The organism is Sorangium aterium, from assembly GCF_028368935.1.
GTDB classification, from domain to species: Bacteria; Myxococcota_A; Polyangia; order Polyangiales; family Polyangiaceae; genus Sorangium; species Sorangium atrum.
Genome location: NZ_JAQNDK010000001.1, coordinates 2,570,708 through 2,585,768 on the forward strand (window position 1 = coordinate 2,570,708; position 15,061 = coordinate 2,585,768).

The 15,061-nt window shown below is 70.6% G+C and carries 13 protein-coding genes; 4 read left to right on the forward strand and 9 right to left on the reverse strand.

What is annotated here, in order from left to right; translation table 11 throughout:
• Nucleotides 1-16: 16 nt before the first annotated feature.
• From POL72_RS09355 to POL72_RS09365, 3 genes are all read right to left on the reverse strand, one after another.
• A complete protein-coding gene (locus POL72_RS09355; RefSeq protein ID WP_272094690.1) occupies nucleotides 17-496 on the reverse strand; it encodes a PTS sugar transporter subunit IIA in 480 nt (159 codons plus the stop codon).
• A 409-nt stretch (nucleotides 497-905) separates the two neighbouring features.
• Complete coding sequence (gene hpf, locus POL72_RS09360; protein WP_272094691.1) at nucleotides 906-1,274, reverse strand: ribosome hibernation-promoting factor, HPF/YfiA family; 369 nt, start codon at nucleotides 1,272-1,274, stop codon at nucleotides 906-908.
• Between the two features lie 290 nt (nucleotides 1,275-1,564).
• Nucleotides 1,565-1,909 (reverse strand): sigma-70 domain-containing protein, encoded by a 345-nt coding sequence (locus tag POL72_RS09365; RefSeq protein WP_272094692.1) that lies wholly within the window; start codon nucleotides 1,907-1,909, stop codon nucleotides 1,565-1,567.
• A gap of 348 nt (nucleotides 1,910-2,257) precedes the next feature.
• Between POL72_RS09365 and POL72_RS09370 the strand changes: the two genes are divergently transcribed.
• The gene (locus POL72_RS09370; protein WP_272094693.1) at nucleotides 2,258-3,124 is read left to right on the forward strand and encodes an oxygenase MpaB family protein; all 867 of its coding nucleotides are present in this window, start codon (nucleotides 2,258-2,260) and stop codon (nucleotides 3,122-3,124) included.
• Between the two features lie 63 nt (nucleotides 3,125-3,187).
• Here the strand turns inward: POL72_RS09370 and POL72_RS09375 are convergent, their stop codons facing one another.
• On the reverse strand, nucleotides 3,188-4,243 hold the full coding sequence (locus POL72_RS09375) for a serine/threonine-protein kinase (RefSeq protein WP_272094694.1): 1,056 nt from the start codon (nucleotides 4,241-4,243) through the stop codon (nucleotides 3,188-3,190).
• A gap of 164 nt (nucleotides 4,244-4,407) precedes the next feature.
• Here POL72_RS09375 and POL72_RS09380 point away from each other — a divergent pair, with 164 nt between their 5' ends.
• Nucleotides 4,408-5,439, forward strand: coding sequence for an isocitrate/isopropylmalate dehydrogenase family protein (locus POL72_RS09380; protein WP_272094695.1), 1,032 nt, complete (start codon nucleotides 4,408-4,410; stop codon nucleotides 5,437-5,439).
• A 66-nt stretch (nucleotides 5,440-5,505) separates the two neighbouring features.
• Here the strand turns inward: POL72_RS09380 and POL72_RS09385 are convergent, their stop codons facing one another.
• From POL72_RS09385 to POL72_RS09395, 3 genes are all read right to left on the reverse strand, one after another.
• Entirely contained in the window at nucleotides 5,506-7,245 is a 1,740-nt protein-coding gene (locus tag POL72_RS09385; RefSeq protein ID WP_272094696.1) for a sensor histidine kinase, read from the reverse strand.
• A gap of 180 nt (nucleotides 7,246-7,425) precedes the next feature.
• A complete protein-coding gene (locus POL72_RS09390) occupies nucleotides 7,426-7,869 on the reverse strand; it encodes a gamma-glutamylcyclotransferase family protein (protein WP_272094697.1) in 444 nt (147 codons plus the stop codon).
• Nucleotides 7,870-8,696: 827 nt separating this feature from the next.
• A complete protein-coding gene (locus POL72_RS09395; RefSeq protein WP_272094698.1) occupies nucleotides 8,697-9,281 on the reverse strand; it encodes a DUF2378 family protein in 585 nt (194 codons plus the stop codon).
• A gap of 1,002 nt (nucleotides 9,282-10,283) precedes the next feature.
• Here POL72_RS09395 and POL72_RS09400 point away from each other — a divergent pair.
• Both POL72_RS09400 and POL72_RS09405 read left to right on the forward strand, forming a co-directional pair.
• A complete protein-coding gene (locus tag POL72_RS09400; protein ID WP_272094699.1) occupies nucleotides 10,284-10,679 on the forward strand; it encodes a VOC family protein in 396 nt (131 codons plus the stop codon).
• A gap of 195 nt (nucleotides 10,680-10,874) precedes the next feature.
• The gene (locus POL72_RS09405) at nucleotides 10,875-11,612 is read left to right on the forward strand and encodes a M15 family metallopeptidase (RefSeq protein ID WP_272094700.1); all 738 of its coding nucleotides are present in this window, start codon (nucleotides 10,875-10,877) and stop codon (nucleotides 11,610-11,612) included.
• A gap of 10 nt (nucleotides 11,613-11,622) precedes the next feature.
• Here POL72_RS09405 and POL72_RS09410 read toward each other — a convergent pair whose 3' ends face one another.
• Together POL72_RS09410 and POL72_RS09415 are read right to left on the reverse strand one after the other, a co-directional pair.
• Complete coding sequence (locus POL72_RS09410; RefSeq protein ID WP_272094701.1) at nucleotides 11,623-12,111, reverse strand: acyl-CoA thioesterase; 489 nt, start codon at nucleotides 12,109-12,111, stop codon at nucleotides 11,623-11,625.
• 65 nt (nucleotides 12,112-12,176) lie between these two features.
• Complete coding sequence (locus POL72_RS09415) at nucleotides 12,177-15,038, reverse strand: ATP-binding protein (RefSeq protein WP_272094702.1); 2,862 nt, start codon at nucleotides 15,036-15,038, stop codon at nucleotides 12,177-12,179.
• Nucleotides 15,039-15,061 lie beyond the last annotated feature (23 nt).

Genomic DNA, 15,061 nt, shown 5'->3' on the forward strand with positions numbered 1-15,061 from the left:
CTGCTGCGCGGGCCGCTCATGACACCGACCTCCCTTCCTCGGCGGCGATGAGCTCGAACGCCGCGCGCCCGGTCGAGGCGCCGAGCAGGCGCCGCCTGAAGCTTTCGTCCCGCAGCAGACGGGAGATGCGCGCCAGCGTCTTCAGGTGCTCGCCCGTAGCGCGCTTCGGCCCGATCACGGCCACGAGGATCGACACCGGCGCCCCGTCGATCGCGTCGAAGTCGATCGGCTTCGGGCAGATCAGGACCGCGCCGATCAGCCGATCGACGCCCTCCATCGCGCCGTGGGGGATGGCCACGCCGCTGCCGACGCCGGTGGACTGCAGGCGCTCGCGCTCGCCGAGCACCCGCTCGATGTCGTCGGCCTTGACCCCCGGCTGTCCTGTCGCGAGCAGGGCGGCGAGCCGGCGGAGCGCGTCCGCCTTCGAGCGGACGACCCCCTCCTGCTCGCTGGCGACGGATACCTGGTGCGCGGTCAAGATGTCGCGGACTTGCATGCTGATTTCGGCGCTCGGGCGAGGTGAGAGGGCTCTGGAACGGCGCACGTGGCACGGTCGGCGCGGCGCTCGGCCAGGGCCAAGCGAGCCGATGTGGCCATCGTACCCTGGGGACCTCGGGTACGCGACTCAAGGACGCTATCGCGGCGAGCGTCCCGGAGGGAGCGATCTTCGCGCCGCGGTCGCTGGGCGACCGCCGCGGCGCTCCGGGCAGGTCGTGCGTGCGCTGGGGGCGAGCCGATAGAGACGAGCGCCCTTCGCCGCCGCGGCGAGAGCTGCGGCTCACGCGGAGGGAGCGCGCCGCCTCGCCCGCGAGCGGCGGCTCACGGGGCGGGAGCGCGCCGCGCCAGCGGGCGCGGCGGCCCTCGCTCCGGTTCGCGCGCCGCGCCTCGGCGGAGCGCCCGGTGGTTTACGATCGGGTGCGCCCCGCCGAGGCCACCGCTTCGCGCTCCACCTCCACGGCGTACTCGCCGGCGCTCGTCGCGCCGCGCTTCCGCGCCATGGTGTGTCCCTTTCCATCGCGGATCTGCCGCTCGAGCTTGTCGTGGACCGTGTCGATCGACGCGTACATGTCCTCACCCCGTTCGGTCGCATGGAAGGCTAGACTGCCGGAGGAGATGCGAACGTCGGCGACATGCGTCAGACCCTCTACGGAGAGGGTGACCTGCGCCGTCATCGCCTGCCTAAGGAACTTCTGGAGCTTGGCCACCTTCTCGTGGGCGTACTTCTTCACGGCGTCGGTACCCACCATATGCCGGAACGTGATCGTGATGTTCATCGGGTCCAGCCTTCCTTCCCTGATGCGTAGATGAAACAATCGACTACGGCTACAGAGCACCCCTCCATCTCCATAGTAACACTGATGTAGAGCTCCAGTCTGCACTCAACGGCGCAGCGCTTTCGTTTTGTTTGGCGTCGTTCCGTTTCTGCGGGTCTTGCCGCGCCTTGCCCTGACTTGCCGGGAATTGTCGCGGCTTGGCGCCGCTCGCCACCTCTCGCGCACCTGGTCGTGCCCACGCGTCACCATGGCTTGCCGCGCTGCGTCCTGCGCGGCGAGCGCGCCTCCTCTCAACAAGCCTTGGCACGCCCCGCTTGTTCCAGCGCCCGGCGCACCGTGTGCGGGGCCTGGCCCGAGGCCAGCGCGATCTCGCCGATCGTGGGTGTGCGCCCGAGCTCGGCCGCGAGCCGCCTCGCGCTCGCGAGGACGGCCCGGAGCACCTCGACATCGCCCGGATCGAGCGGCTCGGCGACGCGGAGGCCCTCCGACTCCAGCCGGTCGATGATGTACTCCACCTCCTCGTACGAGACCGCCCGCCGGTCGACGACTTCGGCGATGTCGTTGAGGTCCACCCGACCGGTCGACCTATGGCGTGTAAGGAGCTCCTGGATCATGTCGTCGATGACAGGCGGCACGGCGCTAGCGTGCCACCTTCGCGCAGGCCGCGCACGCGCCTGGGCGCGCGAAAGCAGGCCCGAAAGCCGAGCGCGAGACCGAGCTGATCGAGCGTCTCGTCGCCGCGCTCCGCGGCCCTCCCCGCGGCCTCGCCGCGCGGAGCCTGGCCAGCCGGCTCGCCCGCCGCGGGCCCGCCGCCGCGTCACGGCTCATGATCACGGCGCTCCACGGTGAACCGCACCTCACCTCGTCTCGCCCCGCTCGCCACGACCGACGTCTTCATCTGTTCAGCGATGTTTCCGCCAGGATGCGTGAGGCATGATAGAAATGGACGCGTCATCGGGCGGATACACATCAGGAGATCTTCCATGCGCTGGGCCCCTCCCGAATCGCGATCGCGTTATGCGATCCGCGACCATATCGAAGCAAACCTGGATCCGGTCAAGGATCATCAGGAGATTGCATTTCTCTCGACGTGCTATGATTTCTCTTGGGACACGCAGCACGCCCTCGAGCTCGCGCTGTTCCGTGTGTTCGGGATCGCCAAGGGCACACCGCTCCTGGTGCAGACAGGGGAGCTCCTCCAGCGCACCCAGAAGCGCTACGACGACACGGTCCTCATCCTCTCCGAGATGCTGGAGAACGGATACGACAGCGACCGCGGCCGGGCGGCGCTGCGGCGCATGAACCGGCAGCACGGGCGTTACGCCATCCCGAACGACGAGTACCTGTACACGTTGTCGACGTTCATCTTCGAGCCCATCCGCTGGAACGAGCGCTTCGCCTGGCGCGCGCTGCTCGAAAAGGAGAAGCTCGCGGCGTACCACTACTGGAAGCAGGTCGGGGGGCTGATGAACATCAAGGATATCCCGCCGAGCTACGAGGCGTTCGAGCGGTTCAACCTCGATTACGAGGCGGAGCACCTGCGGTTCTCGGAGGACAACCGGAGGCTCGCCGTCGCGACGCGGGACCTCGTGCTGGGCTGGGCGCTGCCGAGAGCGCTATGGCCGCTCGGGGCGCCGGTCCTCCACGCGATGATCGACGATCGCATGCTCGACGCCGTCGGGCTGCCGCGGCCTCCGCCCGGGCTGCGCGGCCTCGTGCAGGCGGCGCTCCGCGCGCGCGGCCCGCTCTTGCGGGCCATGCCGCGCCGGCGCTCGCCGCGCCTGCTCACTCGGCTGAGGAACCGCACGTACCCGGACGGCTACCGTATCGAGGATCTCGGCGCGCGGTGACCAGCGAAGCTCCACGGGCCGGCGAGCCCGGCCGCCGCGCCGGGCGAGCGGGCGCCTGCCGGCTCAGGGCAGCTGGCGCCGCAGGAACTTGAGCGCCTCCCGGGCGGCGCGGTTCACCGGCTCGTAGACGTCCGGGGTCTTCCTGAGCGGCACACCGATCGGCTCGCCGGGGCGGACGCCGAGGATTCTCTCGACGTCCTCCAGGAGCGATTGCATCGAGTCGTAGCGGTTCTCGGGGGCCTTGCGGAGCGCGGTGGCGACCAGCGCCTCGATGCGCCGATCGATGCCGGGCCGGATCGTGCTGAGCCGGGGGGCCGGCGTGCAGGCGTGCTGGGCGACGACCACCACGTCGTCCGGCGAGGAGAACGGCAGCAGGCCGGCGAGCATGCGGAACATGGTGACGCCGAGGGCATAGACGTCGGTGCGGCCGTCGATGGGATCGGCGAGGGCCTGCTCCGGGGCCATGTAGGGGACGGTGCCCAGCACGAGACCGGCGGCGGTGGTGGGGCCCGTCTTCAGCTTCGCGAAGCCGAAATCCATCATCTTGAGCACGCGCGGGCCGCCCGGGGAGCGGACGAGGAACAGGTTGTCCGGCTTCACGTCGCGGTGGATGACGCCGGCCGCGTGCGCCAGGGCGAGCGCCGACGCCGCCTGCCGTATCAGCGGAAGCGCGACCGCCTCGCTCACGGCCACCTCGCGGCGGAGCAGGACGCCGAGCGACTCGCCGGTGAGCAGCTCGAGCACGATGAACGGGGACCCGTCCTTGCGCTCGCCCGCGTCGAGCACCCGGACGATGTTGGGGTGCCCGAGCTCGGCCGCCACCTCGAGCTCGCGGAGGAACCGCTCGCGCTGGGCCCGATCGGCGGCGAAGCTGCGGTTCAGGATCTTGATCGCGACCTGCTCCTTCGTGCGGCTGTCCGCCGCGAGGTACACGCGCGACATGCCGCCGGCGCCGATGAAGCCCTGGATCACATAGCGATCCTCGAGGATGGCGCCGAACTGCCGCGTCGGCTGCGCGGGCGGCGCGGCCGACAGCGACTGGACGAGGCGCGCGCCGTCGTCGGGGCAGAAGCCGTACGAGCGATCGGTGTACGCGCGGTGGCAGCGCGGGCAAATCATGGGACCCGCGTCATGATGGCGGCGGGGGCGGGGATCCTCAAGGGACTTGCGGGCGGGCGGCGCGCGGCGCAGCTCCGGCGAGGTGGATCGCGGCGCGCACCTCGGCTATGCGTGCGCCTTTCCTCGTCGACGCGACGACTCACCCCGAGATCGAGAGACAGCCCGTGACCTCACAGAAGCACCCTGCGACCCTCATCCCCGGCGACGGCATCGGCCCCGAGATCGTGGACGCGACGCTGCGCGCCCTCGACACGCTCGGCGCGCCTTTTGAATGGGAGACGTGCGTGGCCGGCATGGCCGGCGTCAAGGACGCCGGCGACCCGCTGCCGCGGGCCACGCTCGACAGCATTCACCGCACGAAGCTCGCGCTCAAGGGGCCGCTCGAGACGCCGATCGGCGGCGGGTACCGCTCGTCGAACGTGCGCCTGCGGCAGGAGTTCAAGCTCTTCGCCAACGTGCGCCCCGCGAAGACGCTCATCCCGGGCGGTCGCTACGAGAACATCGACATCGTGCTCGTTCGGGAGAACCTCGAGGGTCTCTACGTGGGCTTCGAGCACTACATCCCGATCGGCAGCGACGAGCAGGCGGTGGCGATCGGCTCCGGCGTGAACACCCGGGTCGGCTCGCGCCGCATCGCCGAGTTCGCCTACGACTACGCGGAGAAGCACGGCCGCAAGAAGGTCACCATCGTCCACAAGGCGAACATCATGAAGGCGCTCACGGGCATCTTCCTGGAGACGTCGCGCGAGGTGAGCAAGGGCTACGAGGGACGCGTGGCGACCGACGAGCGGATCGTGGACGCATGCGCGATGCAGCTCGTGCTGAACCCGTGGCAGTTCGATGTCATCGTCACGACGAACCTCTTCGGGGACATCCTCTCGGACGAGATCGCGGGCCTCGTCGGCGGCCTCGGCATGGCGCCGGGGGCGAACATCGGCCAGCACGCCGCGATCTTCGAGGCGGTGCACGGCTCGGCGCCGGACATCGCCGGCAAGGGCGTGGCGAACCCGATCGCGCTCATGCTCGCCGCCGCGATGATGCTTGACCACGTGGACCACCGGGAGCTCGCCGGCCGCCTGCGCGCGGGGATCGACGGGGCCCTGAACCTGGACGGGGTCCGCACCCGCGATCTCGGCGGCAAAGCGGACACGAAGACGCTCACCGACGCCATCGTGGCGCGTATCAAGAACGGCTGAGCGGGCGACGTCAGCACGGCGGATCTCGCCCCTTCGCCGCGGCGCAGGCCGCGGTGGCCCGCGGGGTCAGCCGCGGCCCGAGGGCGCTTCCGGGAGGGGGAGCGTGAAGTGGAAGGACGTCGTCTTGTCCAGCTCGCTCTGCGCCCAGATCCGGCCGCCGTGCGCCTCGACGATGCCCTTGCAGATGTAGAGCCCGAGGCCGGTGCCGGGCGGTCGGCCCCGGGACGGGGGTGACGAGAGCCGCTGGAAGCGCTGGAACAGCCTTGGCAGCTCGTCCGGGGGGATGCCCGGCCCGCGGTTCTCGATCGCGACCTCGACCTCGGCGTCGCGGAGAGAGAGCGTCACGCGGGTCGGCGCGTCGGGATCGCCGTACTTGGCGGCGTTGAGAAGGAGGTTCCCGAGCACCTGATCCATGCGCGCCGCGTCCACGAGGACGAGCGGCACGGCCTCGTCCGCTGTCAGCACGATCGCGCGATCGGGCCTTTCAGCGGCTGCGAGCTCGACGTTCGCGTGGAGCAGGGCGCGCACGTCCGTCGGCTGCCGCTCGAGGGAGAGGTGCCTCGCCTCGATCTTGGAGGCGTCGAGCAGGTCTTCGGCCATCCGATCGAGGCGGCGGACGTTCGACAGGATCTTCTGGGTCCACGCCGTTGCACCGGCGGACTCGGGCAGCCGCGACAGCATGCCCGCGTAGGCGGAGATCGCGGAGAGCGGTTGCTTGAGGTCGTGCGCCACGAGGGAGGTCCACTCCTCGCGGAGCCGCTGGATCTCCCTGAAGTTGGTGACGTCCTCGTAGCTCGCGATGGCCCCATGGATCGCGCCGCCCTCGCCCCGGATGGGCCCAGCGCTCACCACGACGGGGACGTAGCTCCCGTCCGTCCTTCGAAACCACAGTTCCTTACACATCGTCCCCTCGCCACGCGCCGCGCGAACGAGGGGCATTTCGGGCAGCAGGAGCGGCCGCCCCCCTGGTTCACACAAAAGCGCACCTCGCCCCATATGTAGCGCCTCGAGCGGGTGTGGCCCGCCGCAGAGCTCCTGGCAGCGGCGGCTCGCGAGGAGCGAGGGGCCGCCGCGCTCGTCCAGGATGGCGATGGCGACAGGGAAGTCTTCGATGACGCTGCGCAGCCATCGTCGCTCCTCCGCGAGGCGCCACTCGACCTCGTGCAAAGCGGCTTCGGTGGGCCCCGGCGCGTCCGCGCCCCGCACGTACTCGGCGCCCCCGGAGCGCGTTCGCGCGCTCGCGGCGGGCTCGGCGCCCGCGAGCGCGAGCGCGAACAGCGCGCAGAGGGCCTGCACGCGCGGGAGGATCTCCTGCAAAGGTGCGCTGCGGCTCCCGAACGCGCAGAAGAGGACGCCGAAGAGCCGGTCTGCGCTGAGCAGGGGCGCAGACAGGACCCAGTGGGGCCTCGTGCTGGCCGCGAGCGCGCCCAGGTCGGAGAAGCGCTCGCAGGCGGCCTGGTCGACCACGGCATGCTCGATTCGGCGGCTCTCCGCGGCGCGCAGCACGAGGGACGACGTGCCTGTGAGGTCCGCGAGCTGCGCGGCGACCGCGCTCGGCAGGTTGGAGGAGGCGACCAGCCGGATCGGCCGCGCGTGGTGCTCCACTGCGGCGCCGTACAGGAGCGAGAGGTCTGCGTTGAGCGACCGGGCGGCTTGCTCGGCGATGATCTCGCGGAGCGCTTGCGGCTGAAACTTCCCTGAAAGCGCGGCGGCCGCCTCGACGACGACCTTGGCGAGCTGGGCAGCGGCGGATTCAGGCTCGCCGTCGTTGTCGCCGAGTTGGTCGTGCGCTGAGATTCCCGCCACGCTTTCCCTCGCCGCCATGCCCATAGCACCTGCGCTGGCACGCGCCGTTCCACGAGCGACGCGCCCTGCCTGCTCCCAGGGTACAGTATGCGCAGTGCGTCGAGGGAAGGCTTGTGTGCCTGCGCAGCGACGACTCGCGCCGAGCGCCATGCGAAGGGGAGAGAGGAGCGCGCAGACTGGTCAGCGGGAGGGGTCGAAGCGGCGCTTCGCCCAGCTCACGAGCGGGCTGTTGTCCCGGGTCCGCACAGCGCCGGGCGCGCCGCGGCGTTTCCGCCAGTCGCCCTCGCGGACGCGTCGGCAGCCGGCGGCCTGCTCCATGGAGAGGAGATAGGCCTCGGCTTCGCGGCCATCGGCGAGGCGGATGGTTGCTCTCCGGTGCAAGACCGGGTGTCCGCGGTGCACGTCGAGCGCTGCCAGCGCAGCCGGAGCGATGGCATAGAGCTCGCCGGTCACGGCGATGAGCCCTCCCTGGACGAGGGCGCCGCTGGTGCCGAGGTCGACGAGCGCGTACTGCGGTGTCGTGGTCGCCACACCGAGCGGGCGAGCTGATGCGAGCCATTCGTGTTGGTCCTCGCCCGTCATGAGGTTGTCGTAGACGAAGAGGACGATCTCGTGGGTAGTCATTGGCGTGGTCCTCGGACGGGCTCTGCGGCCCCCCTCCGACGCTCGCAAAGGGAGGGCGCGAGCGCAAGGCTGGTCGGAGCGACGCTGGCGAGGCCGTGATGGTCATGTAGCTCCAGAGGAATGTTGCACCTGCGCACCTGCGGTTCCTGCGAGCGACTCGCCAGTCCCAAGGGGCATCCACCGGTTCCCACAGCGCCTCATGCTTGCTTGACGCTCGCGTTCGATAGGAGTTCGAGCGCAGCCTTGCGCACGGCCCCCGATTCTCCTGCTCAGCGCGAATGCGGCTCTCATTCGACCAAGCATTCACCCTCTGGGAAGGCGACCTCCACTTCTCGGAGGCGACCTCGATCCCTCCCCGCCATCGATTCAAGATCAACTCGCGCTGAACGAAGATATCGATGGTCGCCAGGTTCGATAAGGCGGCCGCAAGCGGACTCAAATCATCGCAATTCTATAGGTCTCGACTACCCCGCCCTGATCCGGCACCGCCCTCACCGCGAGCGCGCACGGCAAACGCTCATCGACGTCGCCCCCTCTCCACCACCGATCCCCCTGCCACCGTAGCGCCGGCGGGAGGGTCCACGCGGCGGGGGCGGGTGGGCGCGGCGAGCACCGACCGAGGTGCCATAAGGTCGCAGGGGGCTCTACGTCTCAGGCGCGCCTTGTGTGGCGCGCAACACAACGTCCCAGCGGGCATGGCCCGAAGGGAGACATGCCGGGTGGTTCTCAGCGCAAGCGCCTCGGTCCCCATCTTGGCGGATGGCCGAGCGCCCGCCCGCCCCCGCCGCGTGGACCCTCCCGCCGGCGCGGCCCACCAGCCCGCGGGTCTACCAGCTAACGAGGAATTGAAGCGTCTCCGACCCGCGCACCTCGACCGAGATGGTCGGCTTGGCGCCGTACCCCATGACGAGCGCCTCGAAGTTCCCCAGCGGGTACTCCAGCGTACCGCGGTGGCTGCTGATGTCGATCTGCACCTCCGACGGCCCCAGCTGCCGCGCCCTGGCCAACGGCCCCTTCACGAGCGCGCCCAGGCTCCCCGTGTAGCGCATCAGCGCGGCGCCCGGGTCGGTCGCGAGGTGCATCGTGATCCTGCCGAGCGCGCTTTCCCTGAACGCCCCGACCTGCTGCCGCGCGAGGCGGCGGTAGCCTTCCCGCGAGCTCCGGTTCGGGTGCGAGAGACGCGCGGCCGCGTCGTAGAGGCGCAGGAAGTCGCGCGTCGGATAGTCCGAGAACGGCAGGTAGAGCCCCCCCCTCGGCGGGCTCGACAACGTCGTCACCACCTGAGCGAAACGCTCCCCGAGCGTCGCCGCCAGCGCGTTGAAGAACATCCCCTTCATCGCGTAGGACTCGGGGACCCCCGCCACCACGGCGTCGATGTCGATGTTGCCGAGGAGCGGATCGGAAGGACGCACCTCGAACGAAGCTCCGTTCGGCCCGACAAGCAGCCCCTCTGTGGACGGTGCGCTCGGCGGCGCGACGCTTCGGGGCACGGCGCGCATGACACCGCTCTTGGGAATGGGCGTCTCGTTCGCTTGCCGGCGCTGGTCGCTGCGGACCTCTTTCATATGGAGCTCGCCGCAAAAAAAGACTCAACACAAAGGCCGCTTGCGGCAACCGCCGCAGCGAAGGGCACACGACCCATCTAGCAACGGCCATGCCGACCACTCACTGAACGAGTCACCGCGTGAACCCGGGGTTCATGCCAGATTTCCCTTGCATGGATGAAACGCTGGTTCAGCGGTGCAACCGCGTGAAGATGACCGGGACGGTGTTGTTCTCCGCTCCCGCCGGCGCACGCGTCTGCGGCGGCACACACCCGCCAGCGTGCCGAGCCGAAGGAACAGCGCGTCAACGCGCCGTGAGGCTCGCGTCAAGATGCCTCGAGGCTCGCCTCGACGTGCCTTGAAATTCGCATCGATACGCCCGGAGACTCGCCTCGACGCGCCGTGAGGCGTCGCGTTGACGCACCGGGAGTGCCGATCTCGCGGAGCTCCGCTCGCGCCGCGGAAGCTCCTCGGCCCTGAAGAACCGTCGAGCGGCGGCGGTTTCACGCGAGCACCGGCGAGCATCGCGTGCGCCTGCCCACGATGAATCTGGTGGACGACGAGGTGGACCCGCGCGCTCTCCACGCGCTCGACCTGGACGTGATCCGCGTGCAGAAGCCGCACCTCGGCCGCGCAGAAGCCGCACTTCGGCCGCGCAGAAGCTGCACCTCGGCGTCGAGCGTGTGGGGAGCCTCTGGTTCGACCAGGCGTCGTGCTCTGCCATCGATCGAAGCGTGGTGAGGGGGTTCATGCGCGAGCGTTTCGCGCCTCGCTCGCGCCCGTGCATCGAGCGAGGCTGCTGACCGGACGCTGTCAGCAGCGCCGCCCTAGGATGCCGGCGCGTGGGGCAGGACCCCCGAGGAGGACCTCATGAACACAGGACTGGGTGGCGTGATCGTCTATGTGCCCGATGCGGTGGAAGCTGCCGCGTTCTATGAGCGCGCGTTTGGCTTCGAGCGCAGCTTCGTCTCCAGCGGCAAAGAATACTGCGAGCTGAAGGGCAAGGTGCCGCTCGGGTTCGTGCAGGAGGACTTCGCTCAGAAGAGCCTCCCCGAGCTCGCGAAGAACCGGCCAGGGGAGCGCCCCGCCGGGCTCGAGATCATCGTCACGAGCGAGGACGTCGACGCGGCGTTCGCGCGCGCCGTGAAGGCCGGCGCAGCGCCTGTATCGGAGCCCCATGACAAGCCGTGGGGACAGCGCGTCTCCTACGTTCGCGACCTGAACGGCGTCCTCGTGGAGATCTGCTCGCCGTGGACCTCTCCATGAGCTCGCCGCAGCTCACCTCATGAGCGCGCCGCAGCTCACCTCATGAGCTCGCACGGACCGTGCGGCCGCGAGCGGCGCAGCGCGCCGTCTGCTGCCCGCCGCAAGAATGCGCTCGTCTCCCTGACGGTGGTTCTCCTGACAGGCTTTTACGGCAAGTCCTTGCCGCGCCTGACACGGCCTGCTTAACCTCCGGCCGTGAACGCGAACGGACGGACACGGGTGCACCTGCTCGTGGCAGCAGCGATCGCCCTGCTCGCGGCCGGCCCCTCGGGGCTCGGCGGCGGGCCCGTCGCGGAGGCCAAGGAGCCGGCCCGGGTAAAAAAGGCGAAGAGCTACGAGTGCCGCGTGCAGAGCCCGCAGAAGTTCCTGAAGCGGCGCACCTTCGTCCAGAAGGGGATGCTCAACCCGACGAAGCACGCCAAAGCGGTCCGCTACCTCGCCGAGCACTACGGCCACGTCGAGACCGACGAGACGCGGCGCCACAACTCCGAGAGCGCCCACTCCCAGGCGACGACCGTGCAGTTCATGGGCCTCCCGCTCTCCATCCACGAGAAGATCGCGCCCGCGCTCCACTGCGTCGAGAAGCGGATCCGCTCGACGTGCACCCGCAAGTCCCGCCGCTACACGCCGCGCGCGGTCGGCGGGTTCCGCACGGCGAACAGCTACCGCGGCGCCGAGATCTCGAACCACCTCTTCGGCATCGCCATCGACATCGATCCCGACCGGAACCCGTGCTGCGGCTGCGTCGACCCGTGGCCCACGAGCCCGCTGTGCCAGGAGAAGAAGCGCACTGCCTACGAGCGCACGGCGCTGTCCCGCTGCTGGATCAAGGCGTTCGAGCGCTACGGCTTCGACTGGCTGGGACACGACGACCTCGAGGACACGATGCACTTCGAGTTCCTCGGGGATCCCGACCGGATCAAGAAGAAGTAGCGCGCGGCCATCACGCGCCGCGGCCGCCCCCGCGCCGCGAGAGCCGCCGCGCGCGCCGCTCCGCCGCGGCCTCGGCGAGGCGGCGATCGTCGTCCGTCTCGAGGACGATCGGCGGCACCGCGGTCGGCCTGAGCGACGCGTCGACCGCCACGAACGTCACGAAGGCCGTGACCATGGGCCAGATGGCGCCCGTCATCGCCTCCTCTCCCTCGACCGACACCAGGATCTCGAGCGACGTGCGGAACGTCGCCGTCACCCGCGCGGCCAGGCGGACGACCTGACCGACCTTGATCCCATGATCGAACGAGAGGTCGTCGATGCCCGCGGTGACGACCGCGCTGCCGGTGTGCCGCTGCGCGCAGATGGCGGCGCACAGGTCGATCCACGCGAGCACCTGCCCGCCGAAGATCGAGCCGAGCGCGTTCGCGTGCGTCGGCAGGACGTACTCGGTCATCGTCGTGACCGACTCGGAGACGCGCTTCTCGTGCAGGGCCTTCACCCGGCATGCGTATCACGGGCGCCCCCCCGCGCCAGAGCACGCCGGCCCGCCCGGATCACCCGGCCTCAGCTGGAGGTCGAGGCCCTGCCCGGGCTCGGGAACGACGGCTCTTCGGAGGTGGGCGAGCGGCCAGGGCTCGCGTTGACCGACGACTTCGTGGGGGCCGACTGGCCCGGCGGGCCCGTCGGGAGCGTGGGCTCGTCCTCCAGGCGCACCGACGTGACCTTCAGCCGCCCGAAGATCGCCTCGGCCTTCTCGTTCATCGCCACCGCCTCGCGCCGCGCCGCCATGTTCGCAACGAAGCTGCGGTCGGTCGTCAGGAACCGCGCGTAGGCCTGGAACGTGCGCGCGAGCTCGAGTTCGTTCCCCGTCTCCTCGAAGATGCTCACCGAGCGCGCGAAATACGCGCGCGCGCTCTTCGTGTGCGCGCTGCCCCAGCCGCCCGCCGCCGTGATCTCGCCGAGCGTCCGGAGCGCGATGCCGAGGTGCACCTTGCTCCGGACCGACGCGAACAGGTCCACCGCCCGGCTGATCGAGTCGCGCGCCTTCTCCAGATCGCCCCGGAGCATGTAGGCCTTCCCGAGGGCGCGCCGCACCTCGGCCAGGCCGAGCCGGTCGCCGAGCCCGTCGCAGAGCTCCTCGGCCTGCTGCAGCACGCGCACCGCCTCGTCGGGATCGCCGCTCCGGTAGAGCGTCCCGCCGATGTTCGTCAGGATCAGCGCCGTGCGGTTGCGATCGCCGACCTGCCGCGCCACCTCCAGCGCCTCCTCGAAGAGCTCGAGGGCGTGGCGGTGATCGCGCTGGTCCTGCGCGATCATGCCGAGGTTGTTCAGGCTCATCATGACGCCGAGCAGGTCCGAGATCTCGCGCCGGATCGCGAGCGACCGCTCGAACGTGTTGAGCGCCTGCTTGAACTCGCCGGAGTCCTGCAGGGCGAGGCCGAGGTTGTTCAGCGACAGCGCGATCGAGCGGCGATCCCCCATCCGCTCGCGGCGGGCGAGCGCGTCGCGCAGCCATTTCAGCGCCTCCTGGTACTCGCCCCGGAGCCAGTGCAGCTTGCCGATGTCGTCGATCGTCGAGGCGATCCCCCGCTCGTCCCGCGCGCCCTCGAAGAGGCGGAGCGCGGTCGTGAGGTGCTTGCCGGCCTCGTCGAGCGAGCCGCTCTCGCGGTAGAGGCGCCCGATGCGGTTGTGCGCGGCCCCGCCCTTGCGCCGGTTGTCGAGCCGGTAGGCGAGCGTCAGCATCTCGCGGAACGCGGCGAGCGCGTCGTCGATGCGCCCGGCGAGCTGGAGGACGTCGCCGTAGTCGTGGAGCGCGTCGATGCGCCGCGCGACGTGCGCGTCGCCGAGCAGCGAGAGCCCGCGCGCGTAGTACTCCGCCGCCTTCGCGTTCGAGTAGCGCCCGCGCGCCACGTCCCCGGCGTCGAGCAGCGAGAGCCCCGCCCGCACCGCGTCGCCGATGCGCTCGCGGTGCGTCGCGAGCTCGGCGAGGAACTCCTCGCTCGCGCGCACCGCCACCTGCTGCTCCAGCCACTCGGCGATCGCGTGGTGGTACCGCCGCTGGGCCGCGGCGCTCATCCGCTTCTGGAGCGCCTCGCGCTCCTTGGCGTGCACGAACACATACTCGTCCGAGCCCGCGAAGCTCGACTCGCTCTGCTTGCGCAGGTAGCCGCGGTCGCACAGCGAGCGCAGCGCGGCGTTGATCCGGTCGAGATCCTTGTCGCTCTGCTCCTCCCCCCACAGCTCGGGGGCCTGACAGCCGGCCCTGCCGAGGACGAACAGCGCGCCGCTCCAGAACACCGGGCCGATCGTCGCGGCCTGCTCGAGCAGCTGCCGGCCGTCGTGATCGAGCGCGGCGAGGCGGACGTTCACGGCGTCCTCGACCGTCATCGGCAGGCGCGCCGTCGACAGCTTCCCGAGGTGCACGCGCCAGCGCGGCCCGCCCGCGGAGTCGGGCGAGAGCTCCTCGATCACGCCCTGTTCGTGGCAGATGCGGACCATCTGCTCGAGCAGCGCCGGGTTGCCGTTCGCGAAGGAGCAGGCCGCCTCGACGAGCTCCGACGGCACGCCCAGCTGGGGCTGCGAGTCGGGGCGCTTCGCGTCGACGACGTCGACGACGTCGACGACGTCGATGATGACGAGGTCGTCGCTCCCGCGCGGCGCGCAAGGCGCGAGCAGCGCCCTCGCCAGCTCCGCCGCGGCGGCCTCGCCGAGCGGCGTGAGCTCCAGGAGCGCGTGGCGCCGGTCGCCGACCTTGCCCCAGTCGTCCTGGCGGGTGAGCAGCTCGGGGCGGGCGGCGCAGACGATCAGGACCGGGCCCGTGAGGTACTCGATGAGGTAGCGCAGGAGCGCGAGGGAGTCGTCGTGGGCCGCGTGGAGGTCCTCGAAGACGAGGCACAGGGGGCCGTGGACGGCGTCCGCCTCGAGGAACGCCTTCAGGACGGCGCGGCGGATGAGGTCGGCCTGCGCGGGATCGTCCTGCACCGCGCGGGTGAGCGGGCTGTCGCCGAACGCGAGCCCGATGAACTGGCCGAGGAAGTAGATGACGTCGCCGACCTTGCGGTCGCCCATCACGTGCGCGACCTGCGAGCGGACCTCGGCGCGGGCCGCGTCCTTGTCCATGCCGTCGGAGAGGCCGAAGCGAGCGCGCAGGAGCCGGGTGAAGACGCCGTACGCGGACGCCATGTCGCCCGCGCTGCCCGAGGTGACGCGCAGCGCGGCGGAGCCCTGGCGCCGCCGCTCGAGGAGCTCGCGCACGAGCCTGCTCTTGCCGATGCCCGGCGGGCCGACGAGCGTCACGGTCCGCGTGGAGCGCTCCCTCTCCACCGCGTCGAGCGCGCGGGCCAGGGCCGACAGCTCCGCCTCGCGCCCGATCAGCGGCGCGAGGGCGGGCGGCGCCGCGCCAATTGCACTGTCCTCTCGGCTCATCTCCTGGCCTCCACGTCCCCGGG

Bases quoted from the DNA above. Each gene is read 5' to 3' on its own strand.
- POL72_RS09415 (WP_272094702.1), bottom strand. From the start codon at position 15,038: ATGAGCCGAGAGGACAGTGCAATTGGCGCGGCGCCGCCCGCCCTCGCG.
- POL72_RS09390 (WP_272094697.1), bottom strand. From the start codon at position 7,869: ATGACTACCCACGAGATCGTCCTCTTCGTCTACGACAACCTCATGACG.
- POL72_RS09400 (WP_272094699.1), top strand. From the start codon at position 10,284: ATGAACACAGGACTGGGTGGCGTGATCGTCTATGTGCCCGATGCGGTG.
- POL72_RS09355 (WP_272094690.1), bottom strand. From the start codon at position 496: ATGCAAGTCCGCGACATCTTGACCGCGCACCAGGTATCCGTCGCCAGC.
- POL72_RS09370 (WP_272094693.1), top strand. From the start codon at position 2,258: ATGCGCTGGGCCCCTCCCGAATCGCGATCGCGTTATGCGATCCGCGAC.
- POL72_RS09375 (WP_272094694.1), bottom strand. From the start codon at position 4,243: ATGATTTGCCCGCGCTGCCACCGCGCGTACACCGATCGCTCGTACGGC.
- hpf (WP_272094691.1), bottom strand. From the start codon at position 1,274: ATGAACATCACGATCACGTTCCGGCATATGGTGGGTACCGACGCCGTG.